Annotated in this window: 10 protein-coding genes; 6 read left to right on the top strand and 4 right to left on the bottom strand. The window is 73.8% G+C overall.

The window, feature by feature from the left end:
- Positions 1–120: 120 nt before the first annotated feature.
- Positions 121–1,068: an AfsR/SARP family transcriptional regulator gene (locus VFR90_RS15225; protein ID WP_326406998.1), complete on the top strand. Its 948-nt coding sequence runs from the start codon at positions 121–123 to the stop codon at positions 1,066–1,068.
- A 3-nt stretch (positions 1,069–1,071) separates the two neighbouring features.
- On the opposite strand, the gene VFR90_RS15220 is transcribed toward VFR90_RS15225, so the two are convergent.
- The 3 genes from VFR90_RS15220 to metX all read right to left on the bottom strand — a co-directional run bounded on the left by VFR90_RS15220 (position 1,072) and on the right by metX (position 4,246).
- The gene (locus tag VFR90_RS15220; protein ID WP_326406997.1) at positions 1,072–2,277 is read right to left on the bottom strand and encodes a glycosyltransferase family 4 protein; all 1,206 of its coding nucleotides are present in this window, start codon (positions 2,275–2,277) and stop codon (positions 1,072–1,074) included.
- A gap of 149 nt (positions 2,278–2,426) precedes the next feature.
- The gene (gene metW / locus VFR90_RS15215) at positions 2,427–3,017 is read right to left on the bottom strand and encodes a methionine biosynthesis protein MetW (protein ID WP_326406996.1); all 591 of its coding nucleotides are present in this window, start codon (positions 3,015–3,017) and stop codon (positions 2,427–2,429) included.
- Complete coding sequence (metX, locus tag VFR90_RS15210; RefSeq protein ID WP_326406995.1) at positions 3,014–4,246, bottom strand: homoserine O-succinyltransferase MetX; 1,233 nt, start codon at positions 4,244–4,246, stop codon at positions 3,014–3,016. Before metX ends, metW begins: the two co-directional genes overlap by 4 nt.
- Positions 4,247–4,526: 280 nt before the next feature.
- Here metX and VFR90_RS15205 point away from each other — a divergent pair, with 280 nt between their 5' ends.
- Positions 4,527–5,792, top strand: a complete 1,266-nt coding sequence (locus VFR90_RS15205; RefSeq protein ID WP_326406994.1) for a hypothetical protein — start codon at positions 4,527–4,529, stop codon at positions 5,790–5,792.
- Here VFR90_RS15205 and VFR90_RS15200 read toward each other — a convergent pair.
- Positions 5,765–6,925: an RNA methyltransferase gene (locus VFR90_RS15200; RefSeq protein WP_326406993.1), complete on the bottom strand. Its 1,161-nt coding sequence runs from the start codon at positions 6,923–6,925 to the stop codon at positions 5,765–5,767. The genes VFR90_RS15205 and VFR90_RS15200 overlap by 28 nt on opposite strands.
- 65 nt (positions 6,926–6,990) lie before the next feature.
- On the opposite strand from VFR90_RS15200, the gene VFR90_RS15195 reads away from it, so the two are divergent.
- The 4 genes from VFR90_RS15195 (at position 6,991) to VFR90_RS15180 (ending at position 12,146) form a co-directional block, all read left to right on the top strand.
- Positions 6,991–8,646, top strand: coding sequence for an FMN-binding glutamate synthase family protein (locus tag VFR90_RS15195; RefSeq protein WP_326406992.1), 1,656 nt, complete (start codon positions 6,991–6,993; stop codon positions 8,644–8,646).
- Positions 8,643–9,044, top strand: coding sequence for a winged helix-turn-helix domain-containing protein (locus tag VFR90_RS15190; protein WP_326406991.1), 402 nt, complete (start codon positions 8,643–8,645; stop codon positions 9,042–9,044). The genes VFR90_RS15195 and VFR90_RS15190 overlap by 4 nt, the downstream gene beginning before the upstream one ends.
- An 89-nt stretch (positions 9,045–9,133) precedes the next feature.
- On the top strand, positions 9,134–9,877 hold the full coding sequence (locus VFR90_RS15185) for a response regulator (RefSeq protein WP_326406990.1): 744 nt from the start codon (positions 9,134–9,136) through the stop codon (positions 9,875–9,877).
- Between the two features lie 157 nt (positions 9,878–10,034).
- Positions 10,035–12,146 carry a sensor histidine kinase gene (locus VFR90_RS15180; protein WP_326406989.1) on the top strand — a complete coding sequence of 704 codons (2,112 nt, stop codon included), beginning with the start codon at positions 10,035–10,037 and terminating at the stop codon, positions 12,144–12,146.
- Positions 12,147–12,165 lie beyond the last annotated feature (19 nt).

Raw genomic sequence — 12,165 nt, 5'->3', positions numbered from 1 at the left:
GCCGCCGGTGCGGCGTCCGGTGCCTGTCCATCGCCGAAGGGACGCATCGGCCTCGCATCGTGGCTGGCTCCCACGCTCGACGGAGGTCAGGCGCCGCGCGCGTCGCCTAAGGTGGGCTGCATGTCTGCCGCCCGCCCCGAAGCCGCGCGCGTCTGCGACGACCAAGCGCCGGCGCGCACCGACAGCGCTGCGCTGCGCGAGCTCTCGCCGGCAAGCGGCTGCGGCTTACTCACGCCCGAGCGCCGCATGCGCGCCTCTCGCCGGCAGGGCGACCGGCGCGGAGCCGCCGGCATCGCGCCCGCCGAGGCCGAGGCCGATCTCGCGGCGCGGCTGCTCGGGCCCTTCGCGCTGCAGGTGCGCGGCGTCGCGGTGCTGGACTGGCCGGCGAGCCGCGCGAAATCGCTGCTCAAGTACCTGCTGCTGCATCGCGAGCGGCCGACGACGCGGCAGGCGGTGCTCGAGACCTTCTGGCCCGAGATCGAACCCGAGGCCGCCCGCAACAACCTGCACGTCGCGATCCACCGGCTGCGCCGGCTGCTGCAGGGCTGCGGGCTGGGGCTGGATGCGGTGCGCTGCGCCGACGGGATCGTCGAGCTGAAGCCCGGTCTTTCGATCTGGCTCGACACCGAATGCTTCGATGCCGCGCTCGACGCGGCCCAGGCGCTCGGCCCCGGCGCGCCGCAGGAAGCGGCGCTCGCGGCCGCGCTCGCGCTGACGCGCGGCGAGCTCGTCGCCACCGAACGCGGCGAGGCCTGGCTGGAACCGCTGCGCCAGCGCTTCAACGACCGCGCGCTCCTCGCCTTGCGCACGCTGGCCGAGTCGAGGTTCGCCGCGCGCGACGAGCCGGCCTGCATCGAGCACGCGCACCGCATGCTCGCGCTGGACGGCTGCGCCGAGGAAGCGCACCGGCTGCTGATGCGCTCCTACGCGCGGCTCGCGCAGCCGGCGCGCGTCGAGCGGCAGTACCGGGCCTGCGTGCAGGCGCTACGCGGCGCGCTGGGCGTCGCGCCGCACCCGCAGACGACCGCGCTGTACCGCGCCCTGTTCGCGCAGGCGCGCGGCGGCTGAGGCTCAGGCGCGCGCGGCGAACTGCGCCTCGAGGATCCGCGCGAGCTCGTTCACGTCGTGCTGCCGCTCGACGCGAGCGCGTCCCTCGCGCGCCTTCGCCTCCAGCTCGGCCGGCGTCGCCCGCGCCGCGGCCCGCAGCGCGTCGGCGAGGGCCTCCACCGAACCGGCCGGCACGATCCAGCCGCAGCCTTCGTCGACCAGCTCCGGGATGCCGGCGATGTAGGTCGAGATCACCGGCCGCCCCATCGCGAGCGCTTCCATGATCACCACCGGCAGGCCTTCGGCGAAGCTCGGCAGCAGCAGCGCGCGGCCGTGGGCGAGCAGCTCCTTGACGCGGTCGTTGCCCTGCCAGCCGTGCAGCACCACCTGATCGGCCACCCCGTGCTCGGCGATCGCCGCCTCCAGCGCCGCGCGCGATTCGCCACCGCCGACGAAGTGGACCTTGAGCGCCGGGAACTCGGCCTTCAGCAAGGCGAGCGCCGGCGGGATCAGCACCTGCGCCTTCTGCGGACACAGCCGGCCGACGCAGACGAAGTCGAGCCTGCCCGGCTCGAAGCGGTAGTCGGGGCGGAAGTCGTCGAGCGCGAGGCCGCAGCGGCCGAGGACGATCTTCGGCCAGCTCGCCATGCCGGCCGCAAGCACGAGCCGCGTGCGGCAGTACTGCGAGATCGCGACGACGAAGGCCGCGCGCTGCACCTTCAGGCCGACGCTGTTGGGCGTCGGGTCGACGAACTCGTCGGGGCCGTGCGCGGTGAAGCTGTAGCCCGCGCCGCCCATCGCGTGGGCGAGCATCGCGACCGCGGTCGCGTTGGTCGAGAAGTGCGCGTGGACGTGGCCGATGCCGTCGGCCGCCGAGCGCCGGCGGAAGTAGCAGGCCTGCATCAGGTAGGCGACGAAGCGGGGCGACAGCTCGCGCTGGTTGGCGCACAGCCGCGCCCACAGCCTGAGGCCGCGCGCGAAGCCGGCCGTGTTGGTCAGCAGCTCGGCGAACAAGGCCTTGACGAGCCCGGCGACGTTGCCGCTCAACAGGTAGTGGGTGCGCTGCTGGTCGGCGATGTCGCGCGGCTCGACCAGCGGCTCGGCCCAGCGGCGCACCGCATAGCGGGCGATCGGCACGCCGCGGGCCTCCAGCGCCGCGATCTCGCGGCGGATGAAGGTGGTGCTGGTCAGCGGGTAGGTGTTGAGCAGGTAGGCGATCGTTGGGGCCATCGGGCTCGGCTCTCGGCGCGGGTCATGGCGAAAGCCTAACCGCCGGCTTCGCGCGATCGATCGCGACCCCCGGGACGCGGGACGCGCCGGCGCGCGCCTTTGCGGACTTGTTGCACGCGGCGCGCGCCGCCTGCGTCACGCCAGCCGACTCATGCCGCGCCGCGTTCGACGACGAAGACCGCGGTGCTCGCGAGCAGGTTCGGCCACCGCCGCACCGGCACGCCGTCGCGCAGGCCGAAGCTGTCGATCACGCGCAGGCCCCGGGCGCGGGCGAGCACCTCGAAGTCGGCGAAGGTGCCCACGCGCAGGTTGGGCGTGTCGTACCACTGGTAGGGCAGCGCCTTCGTGACCGGCATGCGCCCCAGGCTCACCGCGAGCCGGTTCGGCCAGTGCGCGAAGTTCGGGAAGCTGACGATGCCGATGCGGCCGACGCGCACCGTCTCGTCGAGCACCTCGGCGAGGTGGCGCAGGTTCTGCAGCGTGTCGAGCTGGATCACGACGTCGAAGGCACGGTCGCCGAAAATTGCCAGGCCGTCTTCGAGGTTGAGCTGCACCACCGACAGCCCGCGCCGCACGCATTCGACGAGCTTGGCGTCGTCGAGCTCGACGCCGTAGCCGCTGCAGCCGCGCTGCTCGCGCAGCAGCGCGAGCAGCGCGCCGTCGCCGCAGCCGAGGTCGAGCACGCGCGAGCCCCGCGGCACCAGCGAGGCGATCACTTCGAGGTCGCGGCGCTCGCTCATCGTGCGAAGCCCTTGATCGCCGAACTGACTGGAGCCCTCTCCTCTTGGAGAAGAGGGGCGGGGAGAGGAGCGCCATCGCGGCGCACAGCGCCTACTTCGAGCGCAATGCGCTCGAAGTAGGCGCGCAAGACGCCGTGGTAGCGCGGGTCGTCCATCAGGAAGGCGTCGTGGCCGTGCGGCGCGTCGATCTCGGCGTAGCTCACCTCGCGCCGGTTCGCGAGCAGCGCCGCAACGATCTCGCGGCTGCGCTCGGGCGAGAAGCGCCAGTCGGTGGTGAAGCTCACCACGAGGAACTTCGCGCTTGCCGGCGCCAGCGCGCACGCCAGGTCGCCGCCGTGCGCGCGCGCCGGATCGAAGTAGTCCAGCGCGCGGGTGATCAGCAGGTAGGTGTTGGCGTCGAAGTACTCGCTGAACTTGTCGCCCTGGTGGCGCAGGTAGCTTTCGATTTGGAACTCGATGTCCTGCGTGCTGTAGGCGAGCTGCTCGGCCAGCCGCTGGCGGCCGAACTTGCTGCCCATCGCGTCGTCGCTCAGGTAGGTGATGTGGCCGATCATCCTGGCGACCCGCAGGCCCCGGCGCGGCAGCGTGCCGTGCTCGTAGAAGTGGCCGTCGTGGAAGTCGGGGTCGGTGACGATCGCGCGGCGCGCCACCTCGTTGAACGCGATGTTCTGTGCCGAAAGATTCGGCGCCGAGGCCACCACGACCGCGTGCCGCACCCGCCCGGGATACCGCAGCGTCCAGCTCAAGGCCTGCATGCCGCCCAGGCTGCCGCCGATCACCGCAGCGAGTTGCGCGATGCCCAGCGCGTCGAGCAGCCGCGCCTGCGCGTCGACCCAGTCCTCGACGGTGACGACCGGGAAGTCGGCGCCGTACAGCCGGCCGTTGGCGGCCGGGTCGGGGTTCGGGTGGGTCGGGCCGGTCGAGCCGAAGCAGGAGCCCGGGTTGTTGACGCCAACGACGAAGAAGCGGTCGGTGTCGAGCGGCTTGCCGGGCCCGACGAGGTTGTCCCACCAGCCTTCGCTCTTCTCGATGCCTTCGTGGCGGCCGGCGACGTGGTGGCTCGCGTTCAGCGCATGGCAGACCAGCACCGCGTTGCTGCGCTCGGCATTCAGCCGGCCGTAGGTCTCGTAGACCAGCGTGCACTCGCGCAGCACCGCGCCGCTTTGCAGCGGCAGCGGCTCACCCAGAAGCAGCGATTGCGGCGCGACGACGCCCACCGATCCCGACATGACATGCCCGTCCTGCACAAACGACACGGCCTCGCGTTCAACACAGCGAGGCCGGGCGACGAGGTGGTCGGGCCCCACTTAGCAGCATTTATTCAGCGCCCGCAAGCCGGTCCAAATCGGCGCCGGGCGGCAGTGTAGCGGGCACTTGCGTCGCAGGAGGCCGGCCCTTGCCCGGCGCCATCGCGCCCCGCTTGCGCACGCGGCTTGCCGAGCCGTTGGGCTGGCGTTTTCGCGACCGAGGTGTTCCATGACGTGCCGTCCCTGCCCCCTGCCTGCCGCCGTGGCAGCTTCCACCGATCTCTTCGAACGCCAAGGCCGCGACGCGCGACACCGGCTGCGCGGCTTGATGGCGCTGGTCGCACTGCTCGGCGCCAGCGCCTGCGGCGGCGGCGGCGGTGACGCAGGCACCGAAGCCGCCAGCGCCGCCCCCTCGCCCGCACCGGCCGGCGCCGGCCCGGCGCCCGCGCCGGGTCCTGCCCCTGCCCCTGCCCCTGTCGCTGCCGCCACGCCGGCGCCGGCGCCCTGGGGCAGCGCGAAGAGCAGCGCACGCCTCTTCATCACCGGCCACAGCCTGGCCGACAACCCGCTCGGCGACAACGTCCTGCTGATCGCCAACGGCCTGATCGGCAGCAACGCGGCCAAGTACAACGAGCAGATCGTGCTCGGCTCGCCGATCCGCGTGCGCACCGAGGCGCAGGGGGACTTCTCCGGCTACCGCCTCGGCAAGAACCGCGACGGCAGCAACATGAACGTCATCGACGAGCTGCGCAACCCGCAGACGCTCGGCGGCGACCGCTACGACACGCTGGTGATCGCCGAACGCTTCGACCTGCTCGGCTCGCTGCAGTACGAGAACACGGTGCGCAACCTGCGGCACTTCCACGAGCGGGCGATCGAAGGCAACGCCGCCGCGCGTACCTACTTCTATGAGACCTGGGCCGAGATCGACGACAAGAGCGACCCGCGCGCCTGGATCGCCCATGAGCGCGCGGCCTCGCCGGCCTGGCAGTGCATCGCGACGCGGATCAACACCTCGCTGGCGGCCGAGCGCCGCAACGACCGCATCACCGCGCTGCCGATTGGCGCGGCGCTGGCCGATCTGGTCGAGCGCGCGACGCAGGGCAACGTGGCCGGCATCACCGGCGCGAACACCAGCGAGACGGTCAACCGGCTGTTCCGCGACGCGGTGCACCTGACGCCGACCGCGATGTACTACGCGGCGCTGCTGACCTACTCGGCCGTCTACCAGCGCTCGCCGGCCGGCGCGCCGGTGCCCGCGGGCGTGAGCGCGACGGCCGCGGCGAGCCTGCAGGCGCAAGCCTGGAGCTTCGTCTCCAACCACTACGCGAACAGCAGCCCGCCCGACCTCGACACCTGCCGCGCGCAAGTCGCGCAGCAGTTCTGCCCGGTGTACTGGAGCTTCCGCGGCAACCCGGGCGCGATCGCCGGCTGCACCGCCACTTTCTCCGCGGCGTCGACCAGCAACCCGCTGCACTACGCCGCCGCCAGCGACGCGAGCTACTGGTACCGGGCCCCGCCGCGCTGAGAGTCGGCGGCAGCCTCGTGCACCGGGCGCGCGAGGCCGTCCTGCCGGCCAGGGTGCGCAGCGGCGGCTTGCCGCGCAGTGCGCGCGATGCGCACCACGTCGCTGCGTGCGCGCAACTGCCCGCAACCGGCGTCCACGTCCTGCCCGGCCGAGCGCCGCAGCTTGGTCAGCACGCCGGCGCGATGCAGACGGCGCGCCAGCTCGGCGGCTCGCTCGGCCGGTGGCCGCGCGAAAGCCAGGCCCGGCACCGCGTTGTACGGGATGAGGTTCAGCACCACGCGGCGGCCCGCGAGCAGCCGCACGAGGCCGTCGAGCTCGTCGTCGCCGTCGTTCACCCCCTCGATGAGCGTCCACTGAACCTGCAGCGGGTAGCCGCTCGCGTCGGCATAGGCGCAGGCCCGATCGACCAGCACCTGCGGCTCGAGCTGCGGCGCGCGCGGCAGGAGCTCGGCGCGGCGCGCGGCGTTCGTCGAATGCAGCGACAGCGCGAGCGCCGGCCGCACACGGCCGGGCGGGATCGCATCGAGCCGGTCGAACGCGCGCGGATCGCCGACGGTGGAGAACACCAGCTCCTTGTGGCCGATGCCGCCGGCCGTGCCCATCGCCTCGATCGCCTCGAGCACCGCGTCGAGGTTGTGCGCCGGCTCGCCCATGCCCATGAACACCACCTTGCGCACCGCGCGCCGCGCACGCGCGAGGGCGAGCTGCGCGGCGATCTCGGCGCTCGTCAGATGCCGGCGCAGGCCGCCCTGGCCGGTCATGCAGAAGCCGCAGCCGACCGCGCAGCCCACCTGTGTGGAGACGCACAGCCCGCCCATCGGCCCGCCAGGGCCGCGTCCCTCGGTCGGGGGCAGCAGCACGCTCTCAATCGTCTCGCCGTCGGCCAGCTGGACCAGCAGGCGCTCGGCGCCGTCCTCGGCCGGATGTGCGCTGCGCACGCGGGCAAGCGAGGCCAGCTCGGCTTCGATCGCCGGCAGGGCGGCCCGCAGCGGCGCCGGCAGGATCGCCTCGCGCGGGCTGCGCGGCAGCTGCGGCTTGGCCTGCAGCCAGTGCCGCAGCACGCTCGCTTCGTGGCCCGGGCCGGCGCCGAGGGCGCGCAGGCGGTGGCGCAGGGCTTCGATGGAGAACGGCATCGCGCGAAAGTGTAGGCAGCCGACTAGCATCGCCGCCGCCGCGGTACGGCAGAAGGACGCGCACGATGAAGGCCTGGTTGCTGCGCCTGGACGATCACTTCCCGGTGCGCTACGTCGCCTGGCTCGCCGCCGGGGTGGGGCTGCTGCTCGCGGCCTTCGTCTGGACGATCGCCGGCGGCCTCGGTGCCGCGCTCGCGACGTTCGTGTTCGCCGGGCTGGTCGGCGTCGGCGTGCGCGATCTGCGCCAGAGCCGCCACTCGATCCTGCGCAACTACCCGGTGATCGGCCACCTGCGCTTCTTCTTCGAGTTCATCCGGCCCGAGATCCGCCAGTACTTCATCGAGAGCGACCGGGAGCGCACGCCGTTCTCGCGCCAGCAACGCAGCCTCGTCTACCAGCGCGCCAAGGGCGAGCCGGACAAGCGCCCCTTCGGCACGCAGCTCGACGTCGGCGCCGTTGGCTTCGAATGGCTCAACCACTCGATCGCCCCCACCACGCTGGCCGACCACGACTTCCGCATCACCGTCGGCACGCATTCGAGCTGCACCCAGCCGTACTCGGCGTCGATCTTCAACATCTCGGCGATGAGCTTCGGCGCGCTGTCGGCCAACGCGATCCGGGCGCTGAACCTCGGCGCGCAGCGCGGCCATTTCGCGCACGACACCGGCGAAGGCAGCATCAGCGCGCACCACCGCGAGCACGGCGGCGACCTGATCTGGGAGATCGGCTCGGGCTACTTCGGCTGTCGCAACCTCGACGGCAGCTTCAGCGAAGAGCGCTTCACGGCCAACGCGCGCGACCCTCAAGTGAAGATGATCGAGATCAAGCTGAGCCAGGGCGCGAAGCCCGGCCACGGCGGCGTGCTGCCCGGCCCGAAGGTCAGCGCCGAGATCGCCGCGGCGCGCGGCGTGCCGGTCGGCGTCGATTGCGTGAGCCCGGCGAGCCACTCGGCGTTCCGCACGCCCGTCGAGCTGATGCAGTTCATCGAGAAGCTGCGCACGCTCTCGGGCGGCAAGCCGGTCGGCTTCAAGCTGTGCATCGGCCACCCCTGGGAATGGTTCGCGCTGGCGAAGGCGATGCGCGAGACCCGGCTGCTGCCCGACTTCATCGTGATCGACGGCACCGAAGGCGGCACCGGCGCCGCGCCGCTCGAATTCACCGACCATGTCGGCGCGCCGCTGCAGGAGGGCCTGCTGCTGGTGCACAACACGCTGGTCGGGCTGGGCCTGCGCGAACGGGTCAAGCTCGGCGCGGCCGGCAAGGTGGTCAGCGCCTTCGACATCGCGCGGCTGATGGCGCTCGGCGCCGACTGGTGCAACGCGGCGCGCGGCTTCATGTTCGCGCTCGGCTGCATCCAGGCCCAGGCCTGCCACACCGGCCACTGCCCGACCGGCGTGACGACGCAGGACCCGCAGCGCCAGAAGGCGCTGGTCGTGCCGACCAAGGCCGACCGCGTCTTCATGTTCCACCGCGAGACGCTGCATGCGCTCAAGGAGCTGGTGCAGGCCGCCGGGCTCGGGCACCCGCAGGACATCACGGCGGCGCACATCGTCAAGCGCACCGCCGAGCACGAGGTCCGGCTGCTGTCGACGCTGCTGCCCTTCGTCGAGCAAGGCGAGCTGCTCGCCGCCGAGCGCGGCGCGGCCGACTGGCCGCAGCAGGTCTTCCGCCTCTACTGGCCGCGCGCGAGCTCGCACTCGTTCGCGCTGCAGACGCCGTGAGCGCCCCGCCGCGCGCCGGCGCGCATGCGAAGGCCGGCCCGCCGCGGCTGCGCTTCCGGGTGCGGGTGAGCCTGGGCGACGTGGTGCCGATCGGGCCCGGCAAGGTCGATCTGCTCGAAGCCGTGCGCGAGCAAGGCTCGATCGCCGGGGCGGCGCGCGCGCTGGGCATGTCGTACCGGCGCGCCTGGCTGCTGCTCGACGAGATGAACGCGACGCTCATCGCGCCCGTCGTCGAGACGGCGCATGGCGGCGCCACCGGCGGCGGCGCGGTGCTCACGCCCACCGGCACGGCCGTGCTGCAGCACTACCGCGCGCTCGAGGCCGAAGCCGCCGCGGCGACGCGGCCGCATGCGCAGGCGCTGCTGCGGCTGGTCGCGCGCGAGCGGTCGCCGGGCTGACGCACGGCAGGCCCTGGCCGGGCGTCAGCCCGGCGCGGCGCGGCGCGCGCAGCGAGACAATCGGCCCGCCCCGCCCCCAGGAGTCCACGGTGCCGAATCCGCTGAAGGTCTACCTCGTCGAAGACGATCCCCTCGTTTCGCAGCACGTGCGCGACGCCTTCGAGGACGCGCCGGGCATCCGCTGCGTCGGCCACGCCAACCGGCTCGCGATCGCGCGCGAGGACCTGCCGCACGTGCGGCCCGACGTGCTGCTCACCGACCTGGGCCTGCCCGACGGCGACGGCACCGATCTCATCGGCGAGCTGAGCCACGCGCCGGCGATCGACGGCGTGTGGCATCCGCACATCCTCGTGTTCTCGGTGTTCGGCGACGAGGCGCGGGTGATCCGCGCGATCGAGGCCGGCGCCGACGGCTACTTCCTGAAGGGCTGCACCGCCGAGGAGCTGGTGCAGGCCGTCGAGCAGGCCGCGCGTGGGGAGTCGCCGATCTCGCCGGCGATCGCGCGGCACCTGCTGAAGCGCTTCCGCGAGCCGGCGCCGCTGGACGACGCGCGCCGCGCGCCGGCCGCCTCGCGCGACGAGCTGCACGCGGCCGGCGGCCCGGTCAGCGGCCTGATGGACTTCGACGACGCGCGCGACTACGAGATCAGCGTGCGCGAGCACGAGGTGCTGCGCCTCGTCGCGCAGGGCTACGTCGGCGAGGAGATCGCCGAGCGGCTGCTGACGACGCCGCGCGCGGTGGCCGCCGCGGTGCGCAACGTCTACCGCAAGCTGCAGCTCGGCCAGCGCAGCCGGCTTGCGGCCGAGACGAAGTCGCGGCCGGGCTGGGCGTGAATGACGACCCCCCCGTCGCGGCTGCGCCGCTCCCCTGCGGGCGCGAAGGGCCCCGTCGTGGCCCCTGGGGCGCCGCTGGCGGACCGGCCGAGCCGGATCGGTGGCGGCCGCGCGCGCGGCTGACGATCCCGACCGTCGGCCGCGCCAGGCAGCCGTCATGAACGATCCGCTGCGGGGCCGCGCGCGGCGGTTCGCACTGGCCGCCGCGCTGCTGCTCGGCCTTCAGGCGAGCGCGCAGCCGAACGAAGAGGCGGGCCTGGCGACCGAGGTGCGCGACGCGCTGACGGTCGAGGCGAGCGGCACGCGCCGCGTCACGCTGCCCGACGCCTGGGAGGCCAGCGCGCCGCGGCGCGACGGCGCGCTGGTGTACCGCGTCGAGCTGCCGGCCGCGGCGCTGCGCGAGCGGCCGGCCGCGCTGTTCATCCCACGCGCCGGGCCGGCGCTGCGGGTGCAGGTGAACGGCGCGATGCTGCTCGACACCGTCGCCGCGGGCGATCCATCCGAAGCCGCGGCGTCGGCACCGCAGCGCCTGTCGCCGCGCGCCCAGCAGCGCGCCGAGCAGCAGCGCGCGGAGCAGCGCGCCGAGCAGCGTGCGCTCGCCGGCCTCGCGCGCGGGCCCCTGCTCCTGCCGCTGCCCATCGCGCTGCTCAAGGGCGACGGCAACCTGGCCGAGATCGAGGTGATCGGCGGCCCCGGCCGCGACGCCGGGCTGTCCACGGTGTGGGTCGGCCCGCTCGCCGAGCTGGCGCCGCGCCACCGCGTGCTGGTGCGCCACGAGGTCTACGGCACCTGGGTCATCACGACGGCGGCGCTGGTGATGGGCGTGCTCGCGCTGCTGCTGGCGTTTCGCACGGGCCGCGGCGTCTATGCCTGCTTCGGCGCCGCGAGCCTGCTGTGGGCCTGGCGCGTCTCCGGCCCGCCGGGCGACGACTGGGGCGCGTGGTGGCCGCTCGCGAGCGTGCTGTTCCATGCGTCCTACGCCTGGTTCGTCGTGCTGATGGCGCTGTACGCGCTGTCGGCCGCCGGGGTGCACGGGCCGCGGGCGCGCAAGGCGATCGCGTCCTGGGGCGGCGTCGCGCTGCTGCTGAGCGTGGCGCTGTGGGCGTCCGACGCGCCGGTGCTGCGCACGCTGCTGCTGGCCGGCACCTTGGCGATCGTCGTCTGGCTCACCGCGATGCTGCTGCTCGCCGCGTGGCGGCTGCGCACGCTCGCGGCGCTGCTGCTGGCGGGCGCCGCGGCGGTGAGCCTGGCGGTCGGCGCGCGCGACTTCTGGATCTTCCGCATGCAGCACGACTACGGCGCGCTGGCCTGGAGCCGCTACACGATCCTGCTGCTGCTGGTGGTGCTGGCCTGGCTGCTGGTCGACGAGTTCGCGCGGTCGGCGACGGCGCTCGGCGACCTCAACCGCGAGCTGGCCGACCGCGTCGCGAGCAAGGAACGCGAGCTGAAGCGTTCGTTCGAGGCGAGCCGCGAAGGCGAACGCCAGCAGGCGGCGCTGGCCGAGCGCGACCGCATCCTGCGCGAGATGCACGACGGCCTCGGCGGCCGCCTCGTCGGCGCGATGGCGCTGGCCTCGCAGGTCGAGCGGCAGTCGTCGGCGCCGGTCGGCGGTGCCGCGCGCGCGACCGACGAACCCATGCGCGAGCTGCGCCTGACGCTCGACGATTGCCTGGTCGAGCTGCGCATCGCGCTCGACTCGCTCGAGACCGACCGGCCGCTGGTCGAGGCGCTGGCCGCGCTGCGCTTCCGCGTCGAGCCGACGCTGCGTGCGGCCGGCGTGCGGCTGGTCTGGCAGATCGGCGAAGAGGCCGGCGACGCGATGCTTGCCGCCGGCGAGACGCTGCACGTGCTGCGCATCGTGCGCGAGGCGCTGACCAACGTGATCAAGCACGCGCAGGCCAGCGTGGTCTGGCTGCGGCTGTTCGAGCGCGAGGGCGGCGGCCTGCGGCTGGTGATCGCCGACAACGGCCTGCCGCAGCGCGGGCCGGCGGGCGAGCCGGTCGGCGAACAGGGCTCGCTGCCGCTGTTCGTGCCGGCGGTCACCGCCGCCGGGCGCGGGCTGGCGAACATGCAAAGGCGCGCCGCGGCGCTCGGCGCGGTGCTTTCGAGCGGGCCGCAGGGCGAAGGCTGGGAGGTAAGCATCGATCTGCCCGCGGCGGGGGCGGCGCCGCTGGAAGGCGCCTCGGCCGCGGCGCGCGCCGCGACGGCGGCGGCGGAAGTCCGGCCCGAGGCACCGGCCGCCACGCTCGCCGCGCGCAGCGCCGACTGAGGCGTCAGCCGGCCGCGCG

It is taken from the genome of Methylibium sp. (assembly GCF_035762065.1).
GTDB lineage: Bacteria > Pseudomonadota > Gammaproteobacteria > Burkholderiales > Burkholderiaceae_C > Methylibium.
This window is presented reverse-complemented; position numbering and strand designations above follow the sequence as displayed.

Bases quoted from the DNA above. Each gene is read 5' to 3' on its own strand.
- VFR90_RS15225 (WP_326406998.1), top strand. From the start codon at position 121: ATGTCTGCCGCCCGCCCCGAAGCCGCGCGCGTCTGCGACGACCAAGCG.
- VFR90_RS15220 (WP_326406997.1), bottom strand. From the start codon at position 2,277: ATGGCCCCAACGATCGCCTACCTGCTCAACACCTACCCGCTGACCAGC.
- metW (WP_326406996.1), bottom strand. From the start codon at position 3,017: ATGAGCGAGCGCCGCGACCTCGAAGTGATCGCCTCGCTGGTGCCGCGG.
- metX (WP_326406995.1), bottom strand. From the start codon at position 4,246: ATGTCGGGATCGGTGGGCGTCGTCGCGCCGCAATCGCTGCTTCTGGGT.
- VFR90_RS15200 (WP_326406993.1), bottom strand. From the start codon at position 6,925: ATGCCGTTCTCCATCGAAGCCCTGCGCCACCGCCTGCGCGCCCTCGGC.
- VFR90_RS15195 (WP_326406992.1), top strand. From the start codon at position 6,991: ATGAAGGCCTGGTTGCTGCGCCTGGACGATCACTTCCCGGTGCGCTAC.
- VFR90_RS15180 (WP_326406989.1), top strand. From the start codon at position 10,035: ATGAACGATCCGCTGCGGGGCCGCGCGCGGCGGTTCGCACTGGCCGCC.